The sequence below is a fragment of the Comamonas sp. A7-5 genome (assembly GCF_039581385.1).
GTDB classification, from domain to species: Bacteria; Pseudomonadota; Gammaproteobacteria; order Burkholderiales; family Burkholderiaceae_C; genus Comamonas; species Comamonas thiooxydans.
This window is the reverse complement of sequence record NZ_JBCPWO010000001.1, coordinates 630,871-657,547: the sequence shown is the minus strand read 5'-3', so window position 1 is coordinate 657,547 and position 26,677 is coordinate 630,871. Positions and strand designations below refer to the sequence as shown.

At 61.3% G+C, this 26,677-nt stretch carries 22 protein-coding genes, 1 other RNA gene and 1 pseudogene; 13 read left to right on the top strand and 11 right to left on the bottom strand.

Annotated elements, in window-relative coordinates; genetic code table 11:
* The 3 genes from AAIL67_RS02970 to AAIL67_RS02960 all read left to right on the top strand — a co-directional run.
* Window positions 1–1,300: Ig-like domain-containing protein (locus AAIL67_RS02970; RefSeq protein WP_343483351.1), on the top strand; the 1,300-nt coding region annotated here is incomplete at its 5' end.
* Between the two features lie 75 nt (window positions 1,301–1,375).
* Window positions 1,376–2,701 carry an HlyD family efflux transporter periplasmic adaptor subunit gene (locus AAIL67_RS02965; protein ID WP_224650445.1) on the top strand — a complete coding sequence of 442 codons (1,326 nt, stop codon included), beginning with the start codon at window positions 1,376–1,378 and terminating at the stop codon, window positions 2,699–2,701.
* A gap of 26 nt (window positions 2,702–2,727) precedes the next feature.
* The gene (locus AAIL67_RS02960) at window positions 2,728–4,818 is read left to right on the top strand and encodes a site-2 protease family protein (protein ID WP_343483350.1); all 2,091 of its coding nucleotides are present in this window, start codon (window positions 2,728–2,730) and stop codon (window positions 4,816–4,818) included.
* 176 nt (window positions 4,819–4,994) lie between these two features.
* On the opposite strand, the pseudogene AAIL67_RS02955 reads toward AAIL67_RS02960, so the two are convergent.
* Together AAIL67_RS02955 and AAIL67_RS02950 are read right to left on the bottom strand one after the other, a co-directional pair.
* Window positions 4,995–5,581: pseudogene (locus tag AAIL67_RS02955) on the bottom strand (NAD(P)H-dependent oxidoreductase).
* 75 nt (window positions 5,582–5,656) lie between these two features.
* Complete coding sequence (locus tag AAIL67_RS02950; protein ID WP_343483349.1) at window positions 5,657–6,037, bottom strand: MerR family transcriptional regulator; 381 nt, start codon at window positions 6,035–6,037, stop codon at window positions 5,657–5,659.
* Between the two features lie 871 nt (window positions 6,038–6,908).
* On the opposite strand from AAIL67_RS02950, the gene rimO reads away from it, so the two are divergent.
* Window positions 6,909–8,315, top strand: a complete 1,407-nt coding sequence (gene rimO / locus AAIL67_RS02945; protein ID WP_343483348.1) for a 30S ribosomal protein S12 methylthiotransferase RimO — start codon at window positions 6,909–6,911, stop codon at window positions 8,313–8,315.
* A 326-nt stretch (window positions 8,316–8,641) separates the two neighbouring features.
* On the opposite strand, the gene ffs is transcribed toward rimO, so the two are convergent.
* An RNA gene (gene ffs, locus AAIL67_RS02940) (signal recognition particle sRNA small type) lies at window positions 8,642–8,737 on the bottom strand.
* Between the two features lie 103 nt (window positions 8,738–8,840).
* Between ffs and dnaX the strand changes: the two genes are divergently transcribed.
* The 3 genes from dnaX (at window position 8,841) to recR (ending at window position 12,091) form a co-directional block, all read left to right on the top strand.
* Complete coding sequence (gene dnaX, locus AAIL67_RS02935; RefSeq protein WP_343483346.1) at window positions 8,841–11,012, top strand: DNA polymerase III subunit gamma/tau; 2,172 nt, start codon at window positions 8,841–8,843, stop codon at window positions 11,010–11,012.
* 27 nt (window positions 11,013–11,039) lie between these two features.
* Window positions 11,040–11,372 (top strand): YbaB/EbfC family nucleoid-associated protein, encoded by a 333-nt coding sequence (locus AAIL67_RS02930; protein ID WP_003066189.1) that lies wholly within the window; start codon window positions 11,040–11,042, stop codon window positions 11,370–11,372.
* 128 nt (window positions 11,373–11,500) lie between these two features.
* Window positions 11,501–12,091 carry a recombination mediator RecR gene (gene recR / locus AAIL67_RS02925; protein ID WP_003066191.1) on the top strand — a complete coding sequence of 197 codons (591 nt, stop codon included), beginning with the start codon at window positions 11,501–11,503 and terminating at the stop codon, window positions 12,089–12,091.
* A gap of 130 nt (window positions 12,092–12,221) precedes the next feature.
* On the opposite strand, the gene AAIL67_RS02920 is transcribed toward recR, so the two are convergent.
* Together AAIL67_RS02920 and gloB are read right to left on the bottom strand one after the other, a co-directional pair.
* Window positions 12,222–13,754, bottom strand: a complete 1,533-nt coding sequence (locus AAIL67_RS02920) for a transglycosylase SLT domain-containing protein (RefSeq protein WP_034393156.1) — start codon at window positions 13,752–13,754, stop codon at window positions 12,222–12,224.
* Window positions 13,754–14,527, bottom strand: coding sequence for a hydroxyacylglutathione hydrolase (gene gloB, locus AAIL67_RS02915; protein WP_034356961.1), 774 nt, complete (start codon window positions 14,525–14,527; stop codon window positions 13,754–13,756). The genes AAIL67_RS02920 and gloB overlap by 1 nt, the downstream gene beginning before the upstream one ends.
* Before the next feature lie 19 nt (window positions 14,528–14,546).
* Here gloB and AAIL67_RS02910 point away from each other — a divergent pair, with 19 nt between their 5' ends.
* Together AAIL67_RS02910 and rnhA are read left to right on the top strand one after the other, a co-directional pair.
* Window positions 14,547–15,380 carry a class I SAM-dependent methyltransferase gene (locus AAIL67_RS02910; RefSeq protein ID WP_034356964.1) on the top strand — a complete coding sequence of 278 codons (834 nt, stop codon included), beginning with the start codon at window positions 14,547–14,549 and terminating at the stop codon, window positions 15,378–15,380.
* Window positions 15,377–15,826: a ribonuclease HI gene (gene rnhA, locus AAIL67_RS02905; RefSeq protein WP_003056672.1), complete on the top strand. Its 450-nt coding sequence runs from the start codon at window positions 15,377–15,379 to the stop codon at window positions 15,824–15,826. The genes AAIL67_RS02910 and rnhA overlap by 4 nt, the downstream gene beginning before the upstream one ends.
* A gap of 31 nt (window positions 15,827–15,857) precedes the next feature.
* On the opposite strand, the gene AAIL67_RS02900 is transcribed toward rnhA, so the two are convergent.
* The 6 genes from AAIL67_RS02900 to AAIL67_RS02875 all read right to left on the bottom strand — a co-directional run bounded on the left by AAIL67_RS02900 (window position 15,858) and on the right by AAIL67_RS02875 (window position 21,121).
* A complete protein-coding gene (locus AAIL67_RS02900) occupies window positions 15,858–16,184 on the bottom strand; it encodes a thioredoxin family protein (protein WP_034356966.1) in 327 nt (108 codons plus the stop codon).
* Window positions 16,185–16,237: 53 nt separating this feature from the next.
* On the bottom strand, window positions 16,238–17,611 hold the full coding sequence (locus tag AAIL67_RS02895; RefSeq protein WP_343483344.1) for a molybdopterin-binding protein: 1,374 nt from the start codon (window positions 17,609–17,611) through the stop codon (window positions 16,238–16,240).
* Window positions 17,612–17,697: 86 nt separating this feature from the next.
* A complete protein-coding gene (mobA, locus tag AAIL67_RS02890) occupies window positions 17,698–18,363 on the bottom strand; it encodes a molybdenum cofactor guanylyltransferase MobA (RefSeq protein WP_034393159.1) in 666 nt (221 codons plus the stop codon).
* Window positions 18,356–19,498, bottom strand: coding sequence for a GTP 3',8-cyclase MoaA (gene moaA, locus AAIL67_RS02885; protein ID WP_063660789.1), 1,143 nt, complete (start codon window positions 19,496–19,498; stop codon window positions 18,356–18,358). Before moaA ends, mobA begins: the two co-directional genes overlap by 8 nt.
* A gap of 97 nt (window positions 19,499–19,595) precedes the next feature.
* Window positions 19,596–20,177: a DUF2889 domain-containing protein gene (locus tag AAIL67_RS02880; protein ID WP_034357051.1), complete on the bottom strand. Its 582-nt coding sequence runs from the start codon at window positions 20,175–20,177 to the stop codon at window positions 19,596–19,598.
* Window positions 20,178–20,359: 182 nt separating this feature from the next.
* Window positions 20,360–21,121 (bottom strand): Crp/Fnr family transcriptional regulator, encoded by a 762-nt coding sequence (locus AAIL67_RS02875; protein ID WP_003066211.1) that lies wholly within the window; start codon window positions 21,119–21,121, stop codon window positions 20,360–20,362.
* Between the two features lie 112 nt (window positions 21,122–21,233).
* On the opposite strand from AAIL67_RS02875, the gene AAIL67_RS02870 reads away from it, so the two are divergent.
* The 4 genes from AAIL67_RS02870 to AAIL67_RS02855 all read left to right on the top strand — a co-directional run bounded on the left by AAIL67_RS02870 (window position 21,234) and on the right by AAIL67_RS02855 (window position 26,621).
* A complete protein-coding gene (locus AAIL67_RS02870; protein ID WP_045839647.1) occupies window positions 21,234–21,758 on the top strand; it encodes an Mpo1-like protein in 525 nt (174 codons plus the stop codon).
* 226 nt (window positions 21,759–21,984) lie between these two features.
* Window positions 21,985–22,512, top strand: a complete 528-nt coding sequence (gene ppa / locus AAIL67_RS02865) for an inorganic diphosphatase (RefSeq protein WP_003056663.1) — start codon at window positions 21,985–21,987, stop codon at window positions 22,510–22,512.
* Between the two features lie 138 nt (window positions 22,513–22,650).
* Window positions 22,651–24,414, top strand: a complete 1,764-nt coding sequence (locus AAIL67_RS02860) for a methyl-accepting chemotaxis protein (RefSeq protein WP_343483343.1) — start codon at window positions 22,651–22,653, stop codon at window positions 24,412–24,414.
* 437 nt (window positions 24,415–24,851) lie between these two features.
* Complete coding sequence (locus tag AAIL67_RS02855; RefSeq protein WP_343483342.1) at window positions 24,852–26,621, top strand: methyl-accepting chemotaxis protein; 1,770 nt, start codon at window positions 24,852–24,854, stop codon at window positions 26,619–26,621.
* Window positions 26,622–26,677 lie beyond the last annotated feature (56 nt).

Genomic DNA, 26,677 nt, shown 5'->3' with positions numbered 1-26,677 from the left:
GACTGACGCTGCCGGCAATGCCGGCAGCGGCACCGCCGATTCGAACAACTACGCCATCGACACCCAGCGCCCGACAGCCAACATTGTGGTGAACGATACGGCGCTGGCGGTGGGCGAGAGTTCCACGGTCATCATTACCTTCAGCGAAGCGGTGACGGGGCTGGATATTGGTGACTTCACTGTGGCGAACGGCAGTCTGAGCAACCTCAGCAGCAGCGACGGCGTCACCTGGACGGCGACCCTGAAGCCGACAGCCAGCATCACCGATGTCAGCAATGTGATCACGCTGAACAACACCGGCTATATGGATGCGGCAGGCAACAGCGGCATCGGCACCACAATATCCAACTCTTATGCCATCGATACCCTTGATCCGGTTGCGCCAGAAATTACTCTGGATCAAGCCACGCTGGTGAATGGGCGGCAAGTCTCGCCAACGGGCTTGGTCTTCATTTCTGGTCTGGAAACGGGAGGAAGCTGGCAGTACTCCTTGGACAATGGTGTTTCCTGGCTTGAAGGCCGCGGGAACTCCCTCCAACTACCTGGTCTCGGGGCATTCAGCCTCTGGGTTCAGCAAAGGGACGTGGCGGGCAATGCATCTTCGGTAACTTCACTCAGCGGCGTTGTTGAACCGCTGGTACCTCCTGCCGTGCATGCTCCATTTGCCTTTGCTGTGAGTAATTCCTCTGATGGACTTGGTCTCGCTCCATTTCAACCTTCCGAGGTACCAGAACCGAATGCTGATTTTCTGCATCCTGCGTCGATGATGCTCGGCTCCGTATCTCGAGACACAGGGATGCCTCGTCAAGATAGCTGGTCTGAATATGGCCTTCCGCAGCCAATTGCAGGCGTCAATGACTGGATGTGGGCGTCGCTTTTCGCACCAGCAGAACCCAATCGCTCTGGATTTGATCCGGCACCTGAGCAGTTCTCGGTCGCGAGTGGAGGCAGCACTCTGGATCTGAAGCCCGTCCTCCTGGCGTCGGAGAGCCCGTGGGATATCGAGTCGCTCCAGTTCAGCTTCTCCGGTAAGCAGGAGCTTCCCGGATGGGTGCGCTTGGATCGTCATAGCGGTCAGCTAACCATCAACGCACCCAAGGACCTCAGCACAACGCTTGTTCTGCAGATCAAGGTCAGCGATGGAAAGGGGCACGAGTCGGTGCGGACTGTCAAAGTGGTCATCGGCGATGCAAGGGCGACGTCCAGCGCACCCGCAGGGCGGGCTGGGCTGAGTGAGAAGATGGCAAATGCAGCGAATCAGCAGGTGGGGAAAAGGATGTCCATGTATGTCCATGGCTAAAGGATTGATGGGTGCAGCCCATGAGGCGGTTGTGCGATGAATGCAGCCGTTTCTCCTCAGAACGCAAACCCGGCAATGCTGCTGCTCGAGCTTGGGCATCGAGCCAGGGCCGCACGCAGCAGCGCCGAACTGCACTTTTTGCTGGTCAACGACAGCCGTTTACTCGTGCCTTACCGTCAAGCATGCTTGTGGCTGGACAAGGAGGGTGTGACGGCGCTGTCCGGCGTGGTCGAGACCGACAGGAACACTCCTTATGCGCAGTGGCTGCACGGGGTTGGTCAGTTTCTCCAGGCGCAGCCATCCGTTCAGGTGCGGCGCATTGAACCGGCCCAGCTTCCTCCCGAGCTGGCCAGTTCCTGGCACGAATGGCTGGGCGCCTATGCGATATGGGTGCCTCTTGTGCAGGATGCCCAGACACCTGTTTGTTGCGGCGGGCTGTTGCTTTCAGGGGCGCAGCCTATTGAAGAGCAGCGTTTTCCGCTGCTCGCCGAATGGTGTCATATCTGGTTCCATGCGTACTCTGCATTGCAGGCAGGCCAATCCAGGTTCTGGCGAAAGCCTGCGGTATCAATAACTGCGGCCAGGAGCTGGTGGCAGAGAAAGCCTGTCTGGATCATTGGCGGGCTTGTTGCGATTGGTGCTGTCCCTGTGCATATGAGCGTTCTTGCTCCGGGTGAACTGGTAGCGGCCCAGCCTGTGGTGTTGAGAGCACCCTTGGATGGCGTCATCGATCAGATCCATGTCCAGCCCAATCAAATGGTACGTAAAGGCGAGCGCTTGTTTGGACTGGATGAGGCGCAGATCAGCAGCCGATTGGAAGTTGCCCGGCAAGCTCTGCTGACCGCTGAAGCCGAATATCGACAATCTGCCCAACTGGCCTTGGGCGACGCTCGCTCCAAGGCACAGCTTGCAGCGCTAGTCGGGCGCATAGGAGAGAAGCGTGCCGAGGTGCAATATCTGAGTGACCAACGTGATCGCAGCCGGGTACTGGCACCTGAAGATGGCATGGTTTTGTTTGACTCGCCCACCGAATGGCTTGGCAAACCTGTACAGACGGGCGAGCGGGTGATGCGTATTGCCCGGCCTGATGAAGTGGAAATCGAGGCCTGGGTTCCCATCGGCGATGCCATTCCATTGGCCCAGGGCGCCACAGTGAGGCTGTATCTGGCAGCGAATCCCATGGCCGGGCTGGAGGGCAAGCTACGGTATATGGCGTATGACGCCAATGCCAGGCCAGATGGCAGCTACGCCTATCGAGTGCGTGCGTCCATGTCGCTCGCCAAGGAGGAGGCTCGTATAGGCCTCAAAGGTACCGCCAAGCTGCAAGGCGATTGGGTGCCTTTGGTCTACTGGGTTCTGCGCAAGCCCTGGGCCGTCCTGCGCCAGTTCTTTGCCTGGTGAATCACATGAGTACTGCATGGCCTGCTTTGCGTGAAGAGCTGGATTTGCTTGCCGGTCCTGTGCTGCCCGATGGCCAGCCCAGCTGGACTCTGCATGATCCCGTGCGCAATCTTTTCTTTCAGCTGGATTGGGCCAGCTTTGAGGTGTTCAAGCGCTGGCATCTGGGCGTCGCTGACGCGATTGTGCAAGATGTCTGTGCTCAAACGACATTGACGCTCCATGAGGAAGACGTGAATGCGCTTTTGCAGTTTGCGCAGCGAAATGATCTGTTGGAGCCACCTCCCAATAGCGCCGACGCGCTGGCGGAACGGTGGCAGGGCAGACGCTCAAGCTGGATGCAATGGCTTCTTCATAACTACCTCTTTTTTCGGGTCCCGTTGATCAGGCCCGATCGCTGGCTGACACGATGGGCGCCATCGCTGGAGTTTCTATTCAGCCGAACTTTTGGCGGGATCAGCTTGCTGGCTCTGTTCGCGGGGGGCTGGGGCGTTTCACGCTCCTGGGGAGCGTTTACGGCCACCTTGGTTGATTCGCTGACCTGGCAAGGACTGCTGGCCTATGGTTTGACGCTAGGGTTTGTCAAGGTGCTTCATGAACTGGGGCATGGCTTGATGGCCAAGCGATTTGGATGCCGCGTTCCGACCATGGGTGTCGCCTTTCTGGTGCTTTGGCCGGTGGCATACACCGATACCAACGAGGTTTGGAAATTGACCAGACGTGATCAGCGCCTCAAGGTCGCGGGTGCGGGCATCGCCACGGAGCTGATGATTGCCGCATGGGCTTTGCTGGCGTGGGTCTGGTTACCCGAAGGAGTCCCCAAGTCCATGGCCTTTTTGCTGGCCACGACGACATGGGTCAGTACGCTGGCCATCAACGCAAGCCCGTTCATGCGTTTTGATGGGTATTTCCTGTTGTCCGACTTTCTACAGATGCCCAATCTGCACTCACGTGCTTTTGCACTGGCACGCTGGGATATGAGAGAGAAATTATTCAAGCTCGGTGAACCTCCCCCGGAGTCTTTTTCCGATACCAAGCGTCGCGGGCTCATCTTGTTTGCCTGGGCTACCTGGATTTATCGATTGGTTCTTTTTTTGGGTATTGCTGCCTTGGTCTATCACTTCTTCATCAAGGCACTGGGCATCTTGCTGTTTCTGGTGGAGATTGTGTGGTTTATTGCCAAGCCTCTGTGGTCCGAGATTGCAGCATGGCATTTGCGCTGGCCTCAGATCGTCCGTAGTCGAAGAGCACGTTGGAGTGCTGTCGGAGCCTTTGTACTTATTGCACTTTGCTGGCTGCCCCTGCCTGCCCCCATTCGCACCGAGGGTATGTTGCAATCCAGTGAGATATGGCCTTTGCATGCGCTTGATGCATCCCAGCTGCAGCAGCAAATGTTTGGCGACGCACGCATGGTCGAGGTTGATGCCCCTGTTTTTATGCTGGATTCCCCGGCGCTTAAGGCCGCTCAGGCTCAAAACGATGCGCAGAGGACCCAGTATTCACAGCAGATCGCGGCAGCAGGTTTCGACTCGGAGCTGCGCAGGGACTGGCAGGTTCTGCAAGAGCGTCAGCTACAGGCGGCCACTCAACAGCAGGCGGTGGAAACCGAAGCCAGCCGATACCGGCTGAATGCCTCGGGCGCCGGAGTGCTGCGCGACGTGGATCCGGATCTTCGACCGGGAGACTGGCTGGCCCGCAACGAACTGCTAGGCAGAGTCGTGGGCAACGATCGGCTGGAGGTTCTTGCCTATGTGCAGGAAGAAGATGTCCAGCGCATCAGCACCGGCGACAGCGCAATTTTCATCGCTGACGCTGGTGTGGGGCCGGTGCTGGATCTGAGGGTGCGCAGCGTCGATCAGGATGCGAGTCGTACCCTCTCGGAGGCTGCGCTGTCTTCGGCGGCTGGCGGCATGATTCAGGTCCGAAGCATGCAAGGCACCCTGTACCCGGAGCGCCCGGTTTACAGAGTGGTGCTGGATGTGGTGACACCGCTGGGAGCAGACACCGATTTTCAGCACCGCTGGCGTGGCAAAGTCAGCATTCGCGGCCAATGGGAAGCGGCTGCGGCGCAGTTTGTGAAAACTGCGACGAGTGTTTTTTGGAGGGAGGCAGGTTTTTAGCCTCAATGAATGACTGCAATGGGCGGGGATTCAACCGGTCGATGCATCCGCCCCGCAGCAGTCTGTGGCCGTATTCCTTGGTCGTGTGGAGCTTCACGGAGCGAAAGTTGGGTGACTTGCCGACACCCCTCCCGTCGCAGCAAAGAGCGGTGGATGAGGGATAAGGAAGGACGCTGTCAGCGTAAGCCTGCACGAGTGCCCAGCGTGCGCACGCGCTCCATCCAGGCGGCGCGCTTGGCTGCACTGGACTTGACCACCGGGCCGAAACTGTGCACACGCACGGGCCGGATCCCGCTGAACTCCAGGATGCTTTGCTTCATTTGCCGATGACCTGGTTGGCGCTGTACCCAGCGGTAGTACCAAGGGGGAAATCCATTGTCACAAGCAGTTCAGCAGTGCGGCCGGCCAGCATGCGGTCCCAAAATGCAGAGTTGGCTCGGTATTTGAAGGCGAAACCTGGCAGGAAGATGCGATCGAGAAAGCCCTTGAGCAGCGCCGGTAGTCCTCCCCACCATATCGGATAGACCCACACCAGGTGTTGTGCCCAGGTAATGTCGACCTGAGCGCCCTGCAGGTCGGCTTCCAGCGGCTGGCTATGCTCGTATCCGTGGCGCAGGATGGGATCGAATTGCATTTCCCCCAGCTCCAGCAGTCGGACCTCGGCTCCAGCGTGGCGTGCGGCATCGGCATAGGTGCTCGCCAAGGCGGCACATAGACTGTTGGTGGAGGGCTGGCCGAGGACGATGAGGATGCGACGGGACATGGTGATAGAGGCGGGCTGAGTTCGTAAGCCGTCAGCATCACCTTGTCCCTGGGGACAGAGTCAAGCCCTACAACGTCAAATGGAGAGTGGCGCTGGTGAATGGCATGTCTTTGCACCGTCGCATGTGCTCAGCTCCATGGCCAATGCAGCCAGGGTGCTGTCGGCAGCTTGCAGTCGCGCCAGTTCGTCGGCAATGGCGCGTCGCCGGGTCTGGAGCAATGCCTGGACGGCGGCAGCACCGGCGGGGGTGTCGATGCTGCGTAGCGGCTGTAGCGCAGCCAGGCGAAAACCCAGCGACAGCGCCTGGCGGATCCACTGCACGCGCTGCACATCTTCCGGGCCGTAGTTGCGGTAGCTGCCCCGGCGTGCCACGGTGCCGAGCAAGCCGTGCGCCTCATACAGGCGTAGCGCTTTGGGCGTGCAGCCTGTGAGTGCGGCGAGTTCACCGATACGCACAGGTGACTCGCGTGTGCGTGGCAGTAGGTATCTTTCTTGCTGAAAGTGCTGTTGGCTCAGGGTGCATGAATGCTGGGAGTCGTTTGAATGTGTTGTGGGAGTTGTTGACCCATGAATTTCGAGTGGTCGTGACAAGGATCCCACGGCCCTAGGCCTTGTCAGGATCCATCGTGCGAATTTACGGCAATTCCATGGCTCGATTGCAGCAAATTTCGGCACGGCCCTGGCTTGTGTGCCTTGGCCTTCTGTAGAGCAAGCTGATATGTCAGGTGTGCTTGCTCCGCGGGGTGATGGTGTCAGCGCTGCCAAGGCGGAGTGGATTGGGTGCTTATGCCGGTCAGTCTCGGTGCAACGCAGCTTGGCGATCGCCCGGGTAGTCTGCTTGTTCAGTGTTTGGCGGAAATCCTCTGCGAACGGCTTTTCTCTAGTGAGCAATGCCTTGCAGCTGCTCCTTTATCTGCTGGCATTGACTGGGGGCGCTACAGCGAGCGTTGAGGGGGCTATTGGATGCCTCCCGCTAGGGCATGGCAGGGAGGTCGCAAGCTTCCATCGCATACCTTAGCCCTGGGGAGACCTGGAGGGCGCGAGCAGCCTGGGTGCACAGCTGGTAAGATCGACCGATTAACCTGTTTTGGGCCGTGTCAATGCTTGTTGATGACTCGGGCTTTTAATCCGTTGGTTGCGAGCTTGAATCTCGTGGAACCAGCCAGAATACAGGCGCTACAGCTATAGAAGCGGTAGCGCCTTTTTCGTTTACCAGTTTTTCATCGTGCGTGTGGCTGACTCGAACAACAGAGTCGAGTCTGCTGATTTGGCCGTTGAAATAAAATTTCTGCTTGGCGCGTAGACGCTGCGCTGCTGGAAAAATCAAATGAAATCAATCGACTCCGTTAGCCCCACGCAAACCGCAATCCCCAAAGTGGGCTTTGTTTCGCTGGGTTGCCCCAAGGCCTTGACTGATAGCGAGCTGATTCTCACGCAGCTCAGCGCCGAGGGTTACCAGACTTCCAAGACCTTTGAAGGCGCGGATTTGGTCATCGTCAACACCTGTGGCTTCATTGACGATGCCGTCAAGGAAAGCCTGGACACCATTGGCGAAGCTCTGGCAGCTAACGGCAAGGTGATCGTGACCGGTTGCCTGGGTGCTAAGGCTGGCAAAGAGGGCGGCTCCACCATGGTGGCCGAAGTGCACCCCAGTGTGCTGGCCGTCACCGGCCCCCATGCTACCCAAGAGGTGATGGACGCCGTGCACACCCACCTGCCCAAGCCGCATGACCCGTTCGTGGACCTAGTGCCTGGCAGCTTTGGCGATGCTGGCATCAAGCTCACGCCCAAGCACTATGCCTATCTGAAGATTTCCGAGGGCTGCAACCATCGCTGCACCTTTTGCATCATTCCCAGCATGCGCGGCGATCTGGTTTCGCGTCCGATTGGCGATGTGCTCAAGGAAGCCAAGGCGCTGTTCGAAGGGGGCGTGAAAGAGCTGTTGGTGATCAGCCAGGATACCTCGGCCTATGGTGTGGATGTGAAGTACCGTACCGGTTTCTGGGACGGCAAGCCCGTCAAGACCCGCATGCTGGAGCTGGCCGACGAGCTGGGCAAGCTGGCGCAGCAGCACGGTGCCTGGGTGCGTCTGCACTATGTCTATCCCTATCCCACCGTGGATGCGGTCCTGCCCTTGATGGCCGAGGGCAAGATCCTGCCTTATCTGGACGTGCCCTTGCAGCATAGCCACCCCGATGTGCTCAAGCGCATGAAGCGACCCGCATCGGGCGAAAAGAATCTGGACCGTATCCGCGAGTGGCGCAAGATCTGCCCCGAGCTGGTGATTCGTTCCACCTTTATTGCCGGTTTTCCTGGCGAGACCGAGGAAGAGTTCGAGCATCTGCTTAACTTCATTCGCGAAGCCGAGATCGACCGTGCCGGCTGCTTTGCCTACAGCCCCGTCGAAGGCGCCACCGCCAACGAACTTCCCGGCATGCTGCCTGAAGAAGTACGCGAAGCACGTCGTGCGCGCTTCATGGAGGTGGCCGAGGAGGTCTCCACCAGGCGTCTGCAGCGCCGCGTAGGCCAGGTCATGAAGGTGTTGGTGGACAAGGCTGTCAGCCTGGGCAAAAAGGGCGGTGTGGGCCGGACCTATGCCGATGCTCCCGAGATTGACGGTGTGGTTCACATCCAGCCGCCTGAAAAGGCCAGCAAGACCTACAAGGTGGGCGAGCTGATCAGCGTGCGCATTGTGGGCACGCAGGGGCATGATCTGGTGGGCGTTCCGGTTTGAATTTTCATGGCGTCACTGTGCGGCGCCATTTCAATCCAGCAGAGACAAAAAGGCCGCGACTGCGGCCTTTTTTGCGTCTGATCTCTTGGCCTCTTGGTTGCCGCTCTTGTCCGCCAATGGCCTGCGGGAGATCCTGACGCGATGACGGGTTCAGGATCGGTTCTGATCGGGACGGCACCGCCTCCGGCGGTCAAGTTGAGATCCAAGACATGGACGTCAGCGCGAAATACTTTTCCTGGGAAAAGCGCTGCAGCATTTGTTGTTCATGTGAGGAATGGCCTTTCTCGGAAGACAGCCTCTTGTCTGTAAAGAGGTTTCCATCGAAAGGTGACGAGCCTGATCTCGGCACTGTATCCACAGTTAGGGCTGCTTGGTTCCCCACCTGACCCGGTTGGCTGCTTCCCCATGCGAGGAGGCCCGTCGCATTCGATTATAGATGCAAAACCGACACAGCTCCGCGAGCTGTGAAATGAGATTCCAGGAGCAGGCTTGTTGGCATGCCCCGGCCCCGTAGAATCAGAGGCTATGTCTTATTTAGTGCTTGCTCGCAAATACCGGCCTCGTACCTTCACCGAAATGGTGGGGCAGGAGCACGTGGTTCAGGCTCTGACCAATGCGTTGACCCAGCAGCGCCTGCACCATGCCTATCTGTTCACGGGCACACGTGGCGTGGGCAAGACCACGGTGTCGCGCATTCTGGCCAAGTCCCTGAATTGCCAGGGCCTGGACGGTAACGGTGGAATCACCGCAACCCCTTGCGGGGTTTGCGCAGCATGCACGGAAATCGATAGCGGGCGTTTCCCCGACTACACCGAGCTGGACGCTGCGTCCAACCGGGGTGTGGATGAGGTGCAGAGCCTGCTGGAGCAGGCGGTGTACAAGCCGGTGCAGGGGCGCTTCAAGGTCTTCATGATCGACGAGGTGCACATGCTGACAAACACCGCGTTCAACGCCATGCTCAAGACGCTGGAGGAGCCTCCGGAGTATCTGAAGTTCGTGCTGGCCACGACCGATCCGCAAAAAGTGCCGGTCACTGTGCTCTCGCGCTGCCTGCAGTTCAATCTGCGCCCGATGGCGCCCGAGACGGTTCTGGAGCACCTGACCCATGTGCTGGACAAGGAAAGCGTGCCGGCAGAGCCCCAGGCGCTGCGATTGCTGTCGCGTGCCGCGCGTGGCTCCATGCGCGATGCGCTGAGCCTGACCGACCAGGCGATTGCCTTTGGCAGCGGGCAGTTGCAGGAGTCGACGGTGCGCCAGATGCTGGGCAGCGTGGATCGCAGCCATGTCTTTCGCCTGATCGATGCCCTGGCGCAGGGCCACGGGCGCACGGTGGTTGAAGTCTCCGAAGAGCTGCGCCACAACGGTCTGTCTGCTGCATCGACTTTGGAAGAAATGTGCGCCGTGCTGCAGCGCATGGCCGTGTTGCAGGCCGTGCCCGACATGCCGCTGGATGCCAGCGACCCGGAGGCCGCCGAAGTAGACCGACTGGCCAGTCTGATGCCGCGCGACGAGACTCAGCTGCTCTACAGCATCTGCCTGCATGGCCGTACCGAACTGGGGTTGGCCCCGGATGAGTATGCTGCGCTGACCATGGCGCTGCTGCGGCTGCTGGCCTTCAAGCCGGAAAATGCCGAAGCCGGCACGGCTGAAAAAAAAACTCCGGCGCTGAGGCCTAGCCGGCCTGTTGTCCAGGCTCCGGCGCTGATTCAGCCACCTTCGGCTTCGCCGCCGGCGGTGATGGAGGTGCCGGCGGCCGAGGCTCAGTCCGTCCCGTCTGTACCGCAGCCTGTTGCGAAAGCCGCACCGGAGTCGGCACCAGAGCAGGAGCCTGCGTCAGTCGCCGCCATGGCCGAGCCAGAACAGATGCAAGCGGTTGCTGAGCGCCCAGATTCAGCGGCGTATTCCGTCGCAGAGCCGCTGGTGCAGGCCGTCCCGGAGCCGGCACGGTCGCCAGCTCCTGCGGTGACGCCTGAGCCTGCTGCGGTTCAGCAAACCACGCCCTCGGCGAATCATGAAGCTGTCGCAGAGGCAGGCCGAATGCCCGTCGACGATGCGTCCGAGAGTGCAGAGGGCAGCGATATGGCTGATGCTCCCGAAGAGCAGGATGCCAGCGAGGCGGCCTGGGCAGGCATGCCCGATGAGGGCTGGTCTGACGATGGGCGCTGGGGCGATGATGCCGACCTGGATGTCGGACAGCCCCCGCATGCCATGCCGCCCATGGAGTCTGACGAGCCGGCGGCCCAGAGCGCAAGCGGCGGCTATGTCAGTACGGCCCAGGACGCAGCCCCTGTGGAACGCACAGCCGAGGGCGATCTGTGGTTTGGCGTGGTGCAGCAGTTGCTGCAGAGCGAAGCCGTGGTGGCCGTGGCGCGGCAGCTGGCGCTGCAGTCTCAACTTCTGGGCCGTGACGGCGATCTGTGGCGGCTGCGCGTGGAGTCCAACTCGCTCAATCAGGCTGGCACACGTGATCGTCTGCGTGCTGCGCTGGAAGCGGCCGGTCATGCGCGACAATTGCAGGTCGAGCAGGGGCCCGTGACGGATAGTCCCGCCCGCCGACTGGCCCTGGAAAGAAAAGCCAGCCAGTTGCTGGCCGAGGATATTGTCAAAAGCAATCCGCAGGTTCAAACCTTGATGCGAGACTTTGGCGCGAAAATCGTGCCCGGTAGCATCAAGCCCATATCTATTCAGCCTGAATAAGGCGTTTCAACAAAAGAAGGAATTCTCATGTTCAACAAAGGACAACTCGCCGGTTTGATGAAGCAAGCTCAGGCCATGCAGGACAACCTGAAGAAGGCTCAGGAAGAGCTGGGCAATATCGAAGTCGAAGGCGAATCCGGTGCCGGTCTGGTCAAGGTCGTGATGACCTGCAAGCATGACGTCAAGCGCATCACCATCGACCCCAGCCTGCTGGCCGAAGACAAGGACATGCTGGAAGACCTGGTGGCTGCCGCCTTCAACGCGGCTGTGCGCAAAGCCGAAGAGACTTCCAACGAGAAGATGGGCAAGATCACTGCCGGTATGCCCGGCCTGCCCGGCGGGATGAAGTTCCCGTTCTGACGGATTTCCCCCTGAGCGGCAGTGCCGCTTCCCCGACTTAGGGCATGCAAGTGTTGTGGGCAGGGGAATGAATGGCGATCTGCGTAGTGGCAGATCGCCTTTTTTCTGGTGACTGAAAGGACAAGCCTGTGTCTGATGTGCAATCTCTGGATGCCTTGATCGAGGCCTTGCGCCGACTGCCGGGTGTGGGCATCAAGTCGGCGCAGCGTATGGCGTTTCATTTGCTGCAGCGTGATCAGGCTGGTGCGCTGCAGCTGGCGCGGGCGCTGGACTCGGCGGTGAACTCTGTTCATCACTGCGAGCGCTGCCATACGTTTACCGAAGGTGCTATCTGCAGCATCTGTGATGACGCCGGGCGCGACGGGGCTCGGCTGTGCGTGGTCGAGGCTCCGGCCGATCTGGCTGCGATGGAACGCACGGGGGCCTATCAGGGCTATTACTATGTGCTGATGGGGCGGCTGTCCCCGCTCGACGGCGTGGGCCCCAAGGAAATCGGCATGAAGCAGTTGCTGGAGCGTGCCTGTGATGGCGTGGTGCAGGAGGTGATTCTGGCCACCAGCTTCACGGCAGAGGGCGAGGCCACGGCCCATGCTGTCAGCGAGGCGCTCAAGTCGCGCGGCATTCTGGTCACGCGGCTGGCGCGTGGCGTGCCGATAGGCAGCGAACTTGAATATGTAGATCTGGGCACGATTGCCCACGCGCTGGTGGACCGGCGCTGAAAATATCGCTTGAATTGGGAGCCAGCGCTTTTATATCAAGCGTGTGCTGCTATCGATTTCTTTGAATGAGCAGAGATAAAAAAGCCCGCTGGTCTTTACGAACAGCGGGCTTTTTTGCGGGCGGCGAAGCTTATTTGCGCTTCTTGGCTGGTGTGCCGCCACGTGCCTTGGGTTCGCTCTTGCCGCCACGGGGAGCGGGCGCGCTGCTGGTTCTGGCGTTCTTGCTGGAGGCTGCCACCTTGCTGCCGCCACGGGTGTTGCGGGCTGACTCGCGTGGGCTGTCGTTGGCTTCGGCGCGTGCGCTGCGGGCTGCGCGGCTGGGCAGGTAGGCAATCAGCGACTGGCCGGGGCGCAAGGATGCCGTGGACTTGAGGTCGTTCCAGTCCGCGAGGTTGGAGACGCTGATGCCATAGCGGCTGGCAACGCTGACCAGGGTATCGCGTTTGCGCGCCTTGACCGTGGTGCGCACGGTCACGATTTCGGGGGCGAAGGAGATCTGACCGTTGTCGGCCACATGGCCGGGCACGTCGGTCTTGACGTTGGCATCGCGCGGCACCATCAGAGCCGAGCCGGCCTTGATCAGCATGCGCGGCGGGATGTTGTTGATGGCGCGCAGGTCGGCTTCGCCCAGGCCTGCACGCTGGGCGGCTTCGGCCACGGTAATGGTGGTGGGCACGGTCCATACCGTCCAGCTGGCAAACTGGCCTTCGCTATAGGCCTGCAGATTGCGGCGGAAAACCTTGGCATTGTCCCAGGGCAGCAGCACCTGTGGCGTGGCGCGCGCAAAGATCACCGGTTTGTGAAAGCTGGGATTGAGTGCCTTGAAGTCCTTGACGCTGACATCGGCCAGCTTGGCCACCAGCTCAACGTCGATGTCGTGCGGGAGATCCACGGCCTGGAAATAGGGGTGGTTCTCGATGATGGGAAGCTCGGTGTTGAACTTCTCGGGTTCGGCCACGATGTTCTTGACGGCTTGCAGCTTGGGCACGTAATTGCGGGTTTCGGCCGGCATCTGCAGGTCGAGGTAGCCTGCGGGTTGGCCCAGCTTTTCATTGCGCTTGATGGCGCGGCCCACGCTGCCTTCGCCCCAGTTATAGGCGGCCAGGGCCAGATGCCAGTCGCCGAACATGTTGTAGAGCTTTTGCAGATAGTCGAGCGCGGCGCGTGTCGAGGCCAGCACATCGCGGCGATCATCGCGGAAGACATTCTGCTTGAGGTCGAAATAGGTGCCCGTGGCCGGCATGAACTGCCACATGCCGGCGGCCTTGGCGCTGGATACAGCCTGAGGGTTGAAGGCGCTCTCGATGAAAGGCAACAGCGCCAACTCTGTCGGCATGTTGCGGCGCTCCAGTTCCTCGACGATGTGGAACAGGTATTTGCTCGACCGCTCCGTCATGCGCTGTATGTAGTCGGGGCGCGTGGCATACCACTGCTCCTGGTTCTGGACCAGATCCTGCTCAAGGTTGGGCATGGCAAAGCCCTTGCGGATACGTACCCAGAGGTCGCCTGTGGCTTCAAGCTCAGCGACTTCAGCGCTGCCGACTTTGCCCTGGCCCAGGGGTTTGAGCGGGCCATTGGGATACATGGGGTCGACACTGCTGGTGGTGGCGCAGCCGGTCAATATCAGTGCGCTTGTCAGCAGCAGGGTGGATAGCAGCTTCATCAGAAAACGTTTTTCCATTGGCGCAAGGTAGCCAGAACGCTGGCGGGCTCCTCGGGCCTGGTTTGAGGATCATGGTGCACGGCGGCTGCGATCACATCTGCAGCGCGGCTTCGCATGAACGGGTTGATGGCCAGCTCGGTCTGCAATGTGGAGGGTAGCGTCGGCTGCCCGCTCTTGCGCAGTTGCTGGCAATGTTCCAGATACTGAGCCAGTTCCGGGTTGTTTGGTTCCACGGCCTGCGCAAATCGCAGGTTGGAAATTGTGTACTCATGTGCGCAGCACACCAGCGTGTTGCCGGGCAGGGCGGCCAGTGCGTCCAGCGAGGCCTGCATCTGCGCTGCCGTGCCTTCGAAAAGGCGACCGCAGCCGCCCGAGAACAGTGTGTCGCCGCAGAACAGCAGGGGCTGGCTTTGCGCCCGGGTGCTGAAGAAGGCGATATGGCCGCTGGTATGCCCCGGCACATCGATGACCTGCCAGGGGCCGCCCAGCAGCTCCACGTGGTCGCCCCCCTGCACGCGCGTCACGGGCTCGGGCAGGGTCTCGTAGGCGGGGCCCCAGACCGGAGCACCCGTGGCCGCGCGAATGGCGTCCACGCCGCCCACATGGTCGGCATGATGGTGGGTGACTAAAATGCCCTGCAGTTTCAGACCCCGCTGTGCCAAGGTGGCCAGCACAGGCTCGGCCTGACCCGGATCGACGACCACGGCATGTTCTGCATCGTGGAGCATCCAGATGTAGTTGTCGGAAAAAGCGGGAATGGGCAACAGGTTCATGAGCTGCAAAATTATAGAGATGCATCACTGGACGGATTCAGCCCTCGGGCACTATCTCCTGAAATGGGAGCAGCAGCGCTTTGACGAGGCGGTGGCCGATATCTTTGGCTACCACGCCTTGCAGCTGGGCTTGCCGCAGCTGCAAGGACTGCGCAGCAATCGCATGCCTCATCGCTGGCTGGCGCTGGAGGGTCTTGATCCCGTTCCGGATGCAAAAGCAGGCACTGTAGCGCAAGCGAGGGCGACCGCAGTGTCGCAGCAGCAGCCGCCCGCTGATGAAGCACAGAATTCTGCCCCGTTGATGCCGGCGCTCAGAACCGCCCCGGAAGCCCTGCCTTTTGCCGAGGCCAGCCTCGACCTGTTGCTGATGCCGCATACGCTGGAGGCTTGCAACGATCCGCATGCCGCGCTGCGCGAGGCTGCACGCGTGCTGGTGCCGGAAGGCAGGCTGGTGATCAGCGGGCTGAACCCCTCAAGCCTGCTGGGCTTGCAGCGCCGGGTGGAGCGCAGTGCGGGCTATTTGCCGGACTTGAGCCTGGGTGTGGGCTACTGGCGTTTGCGCGATTGGCTGCGATTGCTGAGCTTCGAGATCGAAGCAGTGCAATTTGGCTGTTATCGTCCTGCCACTCAAAGTGAAAAGTGGCTGAGCCGCTGGCAGTTCATGGAAGGCCTGGGCCACCGCTGCTGGCCGGTGATGGGGGGCGTCTATTGCGTGGTGGCCGTCAAGCGTGTGCAGGGCATGCGGCTGATGAGCCCGAGCTGGCGCAAGAGCAGCGTGCCGGCCGGCATGAAGGCGCCCGTGACCCAGAGGCAGCCGCCGGACATGTCCTGGCGTAACAAGGAAGAAAATTGAATCAAGTTGTGATCTATACCGACGGTGCCTGCAAGGGCAATCCCGGCCCTGGCGGCTGGGGCGCATTGCTGCAGGCCGGATCGGCGCAGAAAGAACTCTTCGGTGGTGAACTGGGAACCACCAATAACCGAATGGAACTCAAGGCGGTGATTGAGGCGCTGTCCGCGCTCAAGCGTCCCTGCGATGTGGTGCTGTATCTGGATAGTCAGTACGTGCGCAAAGGCATTACCGAGTGGATCCAGGGTTGGAAGGCCAAGGGCTGGGTTACCGCTTCCAAGGAACCCGTCAAGAATGTCGAGCTCTGGAAGCAGCTGGACGCGCTGGTGCAGGGCAGCGGCCACCGCATCGACTGGCGCTGGGTCAAGGGCCATGCCGGAGACCCCGGCAATGAGCGTGCCGATGCGCTGGCCAACAAGGGCGTGGAGCTGGCGCTCAAGAACGGCTGATCCAGGAGTCGGCCGGGCCGGTTGCGCTGGCTCAGTTCGTGATTTGTGCCAGCGCTTCTTGGATCTGCTGCTCGGATTCGGGGCGCACGATGCGCGCCACTTCCTTGCCGTCACGCAGAAAAATCAGCGTGGGCCAGAGCTTGACGCGATAGCTGCGGCCCAGTGGCCGGCCGGGACCGTCTTCCACCTTGATGTGCGCTAGTTCTGGCTGGGTTGCCAGCGCAGCCTGCAACAGCGGCTGGGCGCGTTGGCAGTGGCCGCACCAGGGGGTGCCGAATTCCAGCAAATTCGCGCCCTTGAGCGCATCGATGGCCTGCCTTGTGGGTTCTGTGGCCCAGTGGGTGGCTTGGTATGGCATGAAATATTTCCCAGAATGGATCGAGGGTCGAAGACCAGGCAGAAAGTCCGTCCTCAGATCAGCCCCTGCAGCAGCAGGACGTTGACGGATTCTCCGGGCAGGACGTCGCCGCGAGCATCGTCCAGCACGATGATGCAGTTGGCGGCGACCATGGAGCTGAGCACGCCCGAGCCTTGCGGTCCCGTGGTGCGCACGGCGGCCTGGCCCTTCTCATTGAGTTCGAGCACGCCGCGCAGATATTCGGTACGGCCCGGGCGTTTGCGCAGGCGTTCGCTGCTGATCGCCTGCAGCAATGGCACGGAGGGGCTGCGTTCGCCTGCCAGCATGGCCAGGGCCGGGCGCACAAACATCAGAAAGCTCACCATGGCGGCCACCGGGTTGCCGGGCAGTCCCAGCAGCACCGCAGGGCGCTGAGTGGGCGGTGGATTGCTCAGATTTTGTGAGCTGTTTGCGCTTGTCTTGATTGGGATGCCTGTTGATCTGGTCAATGAGATTCCACCGGCGGGAGCGAGCAGGCCCACCGCCAGTGGCCGACCGGGACGCATGGCCACCCGCCAGAACTGCACAGTGCCCAGGCGCTGCAGCATCGCACGGGTGTGATCGGCCTCACCGGCGCTGATGCCGCCACTGGTCAGCACCACATCGGCCAGGGTGGCTGCCTCGCGCAAACGCTCTTCCAGTGCGGCCGGTTTATCGGGCACGGCCCCCAGGTCCAGCACATGGGCTCCCAGCCGGCGCAGCAGCGCCTGCAGGCTGAAGCGGTTGCTGTCGTAGATGGCTCCCTCGCGTGGCTCGGCACCTGGGCTCAGCAGCTCGTCGCCGGTGGAGAAGTAAGCCACGCTGAGGCGGCGTCGCACGCTGACCTGGCCCAGTCCCAGACTGGCCAGCAGACCAAGGGCGGCTGGTGTGAGGCGCTGGCCGGCCTGCAGTGCCACAGAGCCTTGCTCCAGGTCTTCGCCGCGCAGGCGACGATTGGCGCCTGCACGCAGGGCATGGCCGTCAAACTGAATGCACTCCTGGCCAGCGCTGGCCTGCTCATGGGCTACCACCGTGTCCGCCCCCACCGGCATGACTGCACCCGTCATGATCTTCACGCATTGGCCCGCGCCCAGCCGGCCGTGCCAGGGTCCTCCGGCCAGAGCCGTTCCCACCACACGCAGCATCAGAGGCTGACCGGGCTGCGCTTGCTCCAGCTCGCTGCCAGCAAAGGCATAGCCGTCCATGGCACTGTTGTCATGGGGTGGCACGTTGACGGGGCAGATGACATCGGCTGCCAGCACACGATCCAGAGCATCGGGCAGGGCGACGGTTTCCACTTCGGCGACCGCACCCAGCGGCTGCAGCAAGGCTTGCAGCTGTTGCAGTACCTGGTCAGTGGTCAGCGTCTGGGCGCTGGTGGAAGCGGCAGGTTGAAAAGTCGCAGTCATAACAGCAAAAAATAAAAAAACCTCATGACGGATGCGGCCATGGGGCTGCGTGGCACTTTACGCTTTTGGCTGGTGGTGCCGGTGACTCAGGATTGGCGTTCGGGGGCGATTTGCTCCAGATCAAGCAACTGGGCCAGCGTGTTGGCGTTGCTGAAGGCCTGTTCGTCCCCGGGGCGGTCAAATACGGCCTGGGCGCTGTGATGCTGGCCGGTCCAGGCGTCTATCTTGCGGCCACCACTGGTGATGAAGCGCTCAAGGCTGCAGGCGAGTCCGGCCCGCAGCAGGCAGAACACGGGCTGGGGGCGCAGTTGCGGTGGCTGCCCCGGCTGGGCATGCTCGGTATCCCAGCCGTGAGCGATGACGATATCGGCATCGCCACGCGACGCCAGCATTCGCGCAGCCAGATCGAGGGGCAGCAGCGGCGTATCGCAGGGTACGCACAGCAGCCATGGCGTGCGGCAATGCGCGAGGCCGGCCATGAAGCCCGCCAACGGGCCGGGGTAGTCGGGCAGGCTGTCGGCGCAGACCTCGGCAGCCAGTGGCCGACCCAGCTCTGCGTAAGCTGCTGTATTGCGATTGGCATTGATGAGCAAGGGGCCGACCTGCGGAGCCAGGCGCTGCAATGCATGCAGTGCCAGTGGCAAGCCTTGAAAGCTCTGCAGGCCCTTGTCCACACCGCCCATGCGCGCACCGCGTCCTCCGGCCAGCACGCAACCGGTGATCTGCTCGGGGGTGATGCGTGAGTCAGCCACCGATATAGCTCATCTCGATGCGCCGACCTTGCCGCACTGGCGCCACATCGGGGGGCATTTCGCTGCGCAGCTGCGAGTAGCGATCGTCGCGCTGTTGCCAGATGGGGGCAATGGCGGCTGCAATCTCGGCATCGCTGGCACCGGTGCGCAGCAGGCTACGCAAATCCCAGCCCTGGCTGGCGAACAGGCACAGATAGAGCTGACCCTCGGTGGACAGACGTGCACGGTTGCAGTCGCCGCAGAAAGCATGGGTCACACTGCTGATGACGCCCACCTCGCCCAGCTGCGGATCATGTCGGCCGCTGGCATCGGCATAGCCCCAGCGCACGGCGGTCTCGCCCGGGGCGCTAGGTGCCAGCGGGATCAGCGGTAGTTCGGCGCGCAGACGGGCTATAACCTCGTCGGAGGGCAGCACCTCGTCCATGCGCCAGCCGTTGGTGGCTCCCACGTCCATGTATTCGATGAATCGCAGCGTGATTCCCGTGCCACGGAAGTAGTGGGCCATGGGCAGAATCTGGTCGTCATTGGTGCCGCGCTTGACCACCATGTTCACCTTGATGTGCGACAGGCCCGCAGTCTGTGCAGCCTCGATGCCGGCCAGCACATCGGTCACGGGGAAGTCCACATCGTTCATGCGCCGGAACACGGCGTCGTCCAGTCCGTCGAGGCTGACGGTCACGCGATTCAGGCCGGCGTCCTTCAGAGCGCGTGCCTTGCGCGCCAGCAGCGAGGCGTTGGTTGTCAGTGTCAGGTCCAGCGGCTGGCCGTCGGGCGTGCGCAGCTCGGCCAGCTGGGCAATCAGGGCTTCGATGTTCTTGCGCAGCAGCGGCTCGCCGCCGGTCAGGCGCAGCTTGCGCACGCCATGGGCGACAAAAAGCCTGGCCAGGCGCGTAATTTCCTCGAAGCTCAACAGCGAGCTGTGGGGCAGATATTGGTAGTTCTTGTCAAAAACTTCCTTGGGCATGCAGTAGTTGCAGCGGAAGTTGCAGCGGTCGGTGACGCTGATGCGCAGGTCGCGCAAAGGCCGTCCCCATTGGTCCTGCAGCAGCCCGGTAGGGGCCTGCAGGGGGCTGGGGACGATTGCGCTGCGGGATGCCGCACGCTCATCGACCAAGGGGATCACACGTTCTGCCATGGGCTCGATTGTGCCGCAAGAGTGAAGTCCGGGCCGGCTGCGGGCTTGTTGTGGGCTATCAAAATTGATAGCTGGTGGCGCTTGATGGTATTGTGGATCAGTCTTTTGTAGTGGTTTTCACGGGTTGCTGAGAGAGCGGCTTCCAGCCCTTGAACTCGGGGTAGAACTCGGCCACGCCGGGGCCGTTGAAGTCCCAGCCCAGGCACTGACCCAGATGACGTGGCGGCAGGCCCGAGCCATTGGGGCCGAACTGGTTGAGCACGGTGTGAAAAGCGGGTGTTGCCATATTGAACAGCAGCTCGCGCAGATGCGTGCAGCCCACTACCCCGCCCAGATTGTCGGCAATGGCGCGGCGCCAGCCGCGGGCTATGCAGCAGCCCACCATCTTTTGCATGGACTTTGTGGCCTGGGGGCAGTGGCCCAGGGGGTGGTCGTCCATGGCGGCCTCTATGCCGTGCACCACCATGTCGGCATCGATGGTCAGGCGGATCCACATATGGTGAATCGGCTTGCCCGCTGGCACTTTGCGGCGGCCATGAAGCTCGATGTCATAGGTTTTCTGGTCGATCAGCTCGGCTTCCACGTCCCACATGCCGTCATCGCGGGCATAGCCCCGGTATTTGACGTCGCGCATATTGATGGGGACTGGCTTGCGGCTGGCACTGGGAGACAGGGGCATGGGGTATCCGTTGTTATGGCGGGCGACAACGACGGCATGTCGGAACTCGGCTGGGTCGCCCGCGATGATCTTGAGCCGGGTCTGGTGCATCAGACCCGATTTCATTATCAAAGAGATAGCAGGCTTGTCCAGCACCAAGCGGACAGCGGGGCGGGGGCGACCCCGAACCAGGCCGGCAGCGCCTAGCTGCTAGTAGGGATTTGTCCGGTGAGTGCTGCGGCCTTGAGTGCGGCCAGGTCGAGAACTTCCAGCTTGCCGCGCCGCAGTTGCAGCCAGCCGGCCTGCTGCAGCTCCTGCAGGATCTGGTTGGTGGTCTGGCGTGACAGGCCCAGCATGCGTGCGATCTGCTCCTGCGAGACGGCCAGCTCGCGGTGGGTGCGCATGCGGTCGGCCCATTGCTCGTGGCCCATGGCCATTTGCACCAGACGGCACATCACGCGCTGCGGTGCAGGCAGCACGGTCTGCTCCTCCAGCGCGATCAGGCTGGCACGTAGCTTGTGGGTCAGCAGCAGGGCCATGTGGCGCCAGCAATGCGGGTTGGCATCCAGCCATTCGCGCAGCGGCGGTATAGGGATATGCAGCAGGGCGCAGGCGGTGTTGGCGCAGGCGTCGTGGGTACGGGGCTCGCCATCGAAAAGGGCGATCTCGCCCAGCCAGCTCGGCGGCTCGATCAAGGTCAGCAATGCCGTGCGGGTGTTTTCCTGAAGCGCTGCCGTGCCGGAGATGCTGAGCGATCCCCTGGCCACCGCATACAGGCCGCAGGGGGCATCGCCGCGGCGAAACAGCCATTCGCCGGCGGCCAGCAGCCTTGGCTGGGCCAGTTGCTGCATCTGGGCGGTCAATTCCGGCGGCAGCGAGCGAAACCAGCGGCCGGCCTGCACGATGGCCCAGAGATCATTGGAGTTGACATGCTCGAAGCTGCCGCGCTTGCGTGCAGTGGGCACTGAGGCCAGTGCAGGCCTGGGTGAAGGGTTTAGCGCTTGTGTCGGTGGCATGACAGACGGCAAGGTTGATGCTGCGCCACCATGCTCTGACAAGCGACCAGGAGATACAGCGATGAAAACCCTAATCGATCAACTGTCCAACTACGCCGACTACCACCGCGACCCGCGCAATATCGTCACGCACTACATCGGTGTGCCCATGATCATGCAGGCGGTGGTGATTCTGCTGGCCAGGCTGCAATGGGGAGCGCTTGGCGGCATGCCGATCTCGCTGGCTCTGCTGGCAGCGGTTGCTGCAGCAGTGTATTACTGGCGGCTCGACGGGCGATACGGCCTGTTCATGAGCGTGTTGCTGGCCGCCATGCTGGCGCTGGCGACTCCTGTCGCCGCGCAGCCCATGGGGAGCTGGCTGGCCTGGGGGCTGGGCCTGTTTGTGCTGGGCTGGGTGATCCAGTTCATCGGTCACTACTGGGAAGGACGCAAGCCCGCTTTTCTTGACGATGTGATGGGCCTGCTGATAGGCCCGCTGTTTGTGGCGGCCGAGTTGGGTTTTGCTCTGGGCCTGCGCAAGGAGGTGCAGGCTGCGGTGGAGCAGCGCAGCGGGCCCGTGCGTCGCCGGCATCCGGTGAGCGCCTGACATGCTCTTGTTTTGAGAGCTTACAACGATTTGTGGGTATTAGTTTGAGTGGGTTTTCATGGTTGAAGTGGGCGAGGCTGCCTGGCGGGAATACACGACTGCACGCGCATCTTTCAAACATGTAATGCCAGCGTTAGGGTCATGCGCCTAAAATCGCGGGCTGACCCTCAGGTGCCGATGCTTTGTTGGCTCTGGCGGGCTTTTTGTATTACTTCTCCCAACCATCATGTCTCTGAACAATGTGACCCCCGGCTCCAAGACGCCTGAAGTCTTCAACGTCGTCATCGAAATCTCGGCCAACTCGGCTCCCGTGAAGTACGAAGTGGACAAGGAATCCGGCTGCCTGTTCGTGGATCGTTTCCTGGGCACTGCCATGCACTACCCCGTGAACTACGGCTATGTGCCCCAGACCCTGTCTGGCGACGGCGACCCCGTGGACGTGCTGGTGATGACTCCCTTCCCCCTGCCCAGCGGCGTGGTGGTGCCCTGCCGTGCCATCGGCATTCTGGAGATGGAAGACGAATCCGGCGTCGACGGCAAGGTTCTGGCCGTTCCCACACAGAAGCTGCTGCCTTCCTACGACAAGATCAACCACCTCAGCGACATCCATGAGCTGACCCTGCAGCAGATTGCCCACTTCTTCGAGCACTACAAGGATCTGGAAAAGGGCAAGTGGGTCAAGGTTCTGGGCTGGAAGGGCGTGGACGCGGCACACAAGGAAATCGTGGACGGTATCGCCAACTACAAGGGCTGATCCAAACTAGTAAAGGGTCTCTAACCTTTACTTGCAGAGAAGCCTCGCCATCTGCATATATACAATTTGAAACGCACCCGGCGGACATCGCTTGGTGCGTTTTTTATTGCCTGTATCGATATATACGAGGGGATGCGCATGAGTTGGAAGATTTCGGACTGGCGCGTGGGGACCAAGTTGGGCATCAGCTTTACGGCGCTGGTGTTGTTGTCTGCATTGCTCGGCCTGGTGGCCTGGTTGCAGCTGTCCAGCATTCATGCTGCGGGCCGTGAGGTTTCCGAAGTGGCGCTGCCCAGTGTCTACAACGCAGCCTCCATGCGCTCCGAGTACAACCGGCTGCGCCGCCATGAGGCAGGCATCGCCACCGCTCGCACCCTGGTCGAGATCGAAGGTTACGAGCAGCAAATCCAGCAGCGCCTGAAAACCATTGCCGAGCAGGAGAAGGTGGTCCATGAGCTGATTGCCAGCCCGCCGCTGCGCGAGGCCTACGAGGGCTATCAGGCCAACAAGGCGAATTTCCTGAAGCTGCACGAGCAGTTGCTGGCGCGGGCACGCGATGGCGACTACAACACCGTGGACAGCCAGGCAGGGATGGCCGACGAGCTGGGGCTGTTCTTTGCCGGGCTGTCCGAACAGGCCTTCAGCCAGCTGGCGGAAAGCACGGGCAAGCTGATGACGCTGCAGCTCGAGAACGCGGCTCAGGCCCAGCAGGCCGAAAAGTCCAGTTTCGAGCTGGCCCGCTACTGGCTGCTCGGTACGCTGGCGCTGGTGGTGCTGTTTGCCGCCGTGGTCGGCATTGCGATGACACGCGCCATCACGGCTCCCGTGGCCACGGCAGTTGAGCTGGCGCAGGCCGTGGCAGCCGGCAGGCTGGGCATGGTGGTGAAGAACCAGCGCCGCGATGAAATGGGCTTGCTGCTCAATGCGCTGGAAGACATGCGTCGGCAACTGTCCTCCGTCGTTCAGGATGTGCGCGGCAATGCCCATGGCGTGGCCCTTGCGTCCAGCGAAATCGCTCAGGGCAATGCGGATCTTTCGGCGCGCACCGAAAGCCAGGCCAGCGCCCTGGAGGAAACGGCGGCCTCCATGGAGCAACTGGGTTCGACCGTGCGCCAGAACGCCGACAATGCCCAGACAGCCAATCAAATGGCAAAGAATGCCTCCGATGTCGCGGGTCGAGGCGGGGATGTGGTTGCCCAGGTGGTGGACACCATGAAGGGCATCAACGACAGCAGCCGCCAGATCGCCGACATCATCGGCGTCATCGACTCGATTGCCTTCCAGACCAATATCCTGGCCCTGAATGCGGCCGTGGAAGCCGCGCGTGCCGGCGAGCAAGGCCGTGGCTTTGCCGTGGTGGCGGGCGAGGTGCGCACGCTGGCCCAGCGCAGCGCCGAGGCGGCCAAGGAAATCAAGCAGCTCATCCATGCCAGCGTGGAGCGCGTGGAGCAAGGCTCGCAACTGGTGGACAAGGCCGGTGACACCATGGCCGAAATCGTGACGGCCATAGGCCGCGTGACCGACATCATGGGCGAGATCAGCGCGGCCAGCCGCGAACAGAGCCAGGGCGTGGCCCAGGTGGGTGAAGCCGTCACCCAGATGGATCAGACCACGCAGCAGAATGCGGCCCTGGTGGAGGAGAGCGCGGCGGCCGCCGATTCTTTGCAGCGCCAGGCCAAGGCGCTGGTCGATTCGGTGGCGATTTTTCAGTTGGGGAATCAGGCACAGAGCTTTGCCGCTGCGGCGCTGAAAAATCGGGTCGAGCCGGTTGCAAAGGCCGGCATGAGCGCTGGCCCGCGGGCTGCGGCGTTAGCCGATCAAGGCCCGGGCAAGGCTGTGCCTGCGCCGGTCAAAACGGCTCAGCTCGCCTTGAGCAATGACCAGGATTGGGAGCAGTTCTGAGGTCGAGGTATTGCCGGTTTCAACGGCTTCCGTCTCAAAACCCCGATAGCGAATGCTGTCGGGGTTTTTTTTACAAGCTTTCTTCAAACTGTCTTGATATTGATCAAGAAGAGGGGTGGCTTGATGCTTTTTCAAGGCTATGTAGGTTGCCATGGCATCGAGAATCTCTGCTGTCACTGATTGGTAACTTTCAGTAACTCAAGTGCGGCGTAAGCGACTGCCTACATGACTGTAGGCTTGTGAAGATAGGCAAGGAATATGAAACTGGAAACAATTGAAAACATATAAGCCGGTATCAAGGACCATTCCATCTCTGGTATGCCATTCAGAGAGATATTTCCCGATCGAGCAGAAACATTGAATCCTTGCGCTTTGTGGGCATGGATTCAAAAGAAGTATTTATAAAAACTAATTGGTAATAGAGGGAGGTGCAATCAATGAAAAGCATCAAAATCTCCACGCGGATTCTCGGTACGTTCGGGGTTCTTGTCTTGCTGCTGGTCGTGGTGGTTGCCATGGCATTGCTGCAGCTGCGCTCCATGCGTTCCAGTGCTGAAACCATCACCGGCAATGCCCTGCCCAGTGTGGAAGTGATCAATACACTCAATACCGACCTGGCGCGCACCCGCTTGCTCGAGTTGCGACATGTCAATAATGACGAGCCCGGCTATATGGCTCAGGTGGAAGCTCAATTCGAGCAATTGCAGAAACACCTGGCGGAGGCAAAAAAACTCTATGAGCCTTTGATTTTCACTGCCGAGGAGCGTGAACTCTATACGCAGTTCCTGCGCGAGAGAGAGCATTATGTGGAGTTGAACAAGCAACTGTTCGAAATTTCGCGTCGAGGCGATAAAGAGCAGGCCAAGCAACTGCTGGGAGGCGAATCTCTCAAGCTCTATGACCAGTCTTCGGCGACTTTGCAAAAGCTGATCAAGTTCAACAGCGATGTGGCAAAGGGCGAGACTCTGGCTTCGGAGAGGGTTTACGACCGGGCTGTGAGCATGCTTGCCTTGGCTGCCTTGATTGCGGTGCTGGTGGCTGCAGGGGCAGGCATCTGGTTGGTGCGTTCCATTCGTGCGCCGCTGGAGCAGGCGGTGCAGGCCGCGGACCGTGTGGCCAATGGGGATCTGAGCGGCGTCATCCGCGTGGAGCGAGAGGACGAAACAGGCCGCTTGCTCAGCGCCCTGGAGCGTATGCAAAGCAGTCTGGTGCAGACCGTGCGCTCGGTACGCCAGAACGCGGAAGGCGTGGCCTCGGCCAGTTCGCAGATTGCCTCGGGCAATGCTGATCTCTCCGGTCGCACCGAGGAGCAGGCCAGTGCGCTGGAGGAAACCGCCGCCTCCATGGAGCAGCTGGGCTCTACCGTGCGCCAGAACGCCGACAACGCCCGTGCCGCCAATCAGATGGCGGTGAATGCTTCCCAGGTGGCAGCGCAGGGCGGTGCCGTGGTGGCCGAAGTGGTGGAAACCATGAAGGGCATCAACAACAGTAGCCAGCAGATTGCCGACATCATCACCGTCATCGACTCCATCGCCTTCCAGACCAATATCCTGGCGCTGAATGCGGCCGTGGAAGCAGCGCGCGCCGGTGAGCAGGGCCGTGGTTTTGCCGTGGTGGCGGGTGAGGTGCGTACCCTGGCCCAGCGCAGTGCCGAGGCTGCCAAGGAAATCAAGGCCTTGATCAGCACCAGCGTGCAGCGGGTGGAGCAGGGCACGCAGCTGGTGGACAAGGCCGGTGCCACCATGGCCGACATCGTGTCGGCGATCAGCCGGGTGACGGATTTGATGGCCGAGATCAGTGCCGCCAGCCAGGAGCAGAGCCAGGGTGTGGCCCAGGTTGGCGAGGCGGTGACGCAAATGGATCAGACGACGCAGCAAAACGCGGCGCTGGTGGAGGAAAGTGCTGCAGCCGCTGGTGCGCTGCGCAAGCAGGCGCAGGATCTGGTTCAGGCGGTGGCGGTTTTCCAGCTGCCTGCCAGTGCGCTTTATGACCAGGCACCCAAGGCTGCAGCCCGTGCTGCGGCGCCGGCCGTGGTCGCCGCCGCCGCCCCGGCGCGTCAGGCAGCTGTCCGTCGTGTGGCTGCCCGTCCTGCCCCCATGCCGGCAGCCCCGCGCTCTTTGATGGGGGGCGCGGTTGCTGGCGAATCCGCTCCTACCCGCAATGCGCAAAAGTCCTCGCTGGATGAGGATGACTGGGAAACTTTCTGAATGTCTCCTGGAGTCTGAGCTTCAAGGCCGCTGCAAAGCGGCCTTTTTTTGTCTCC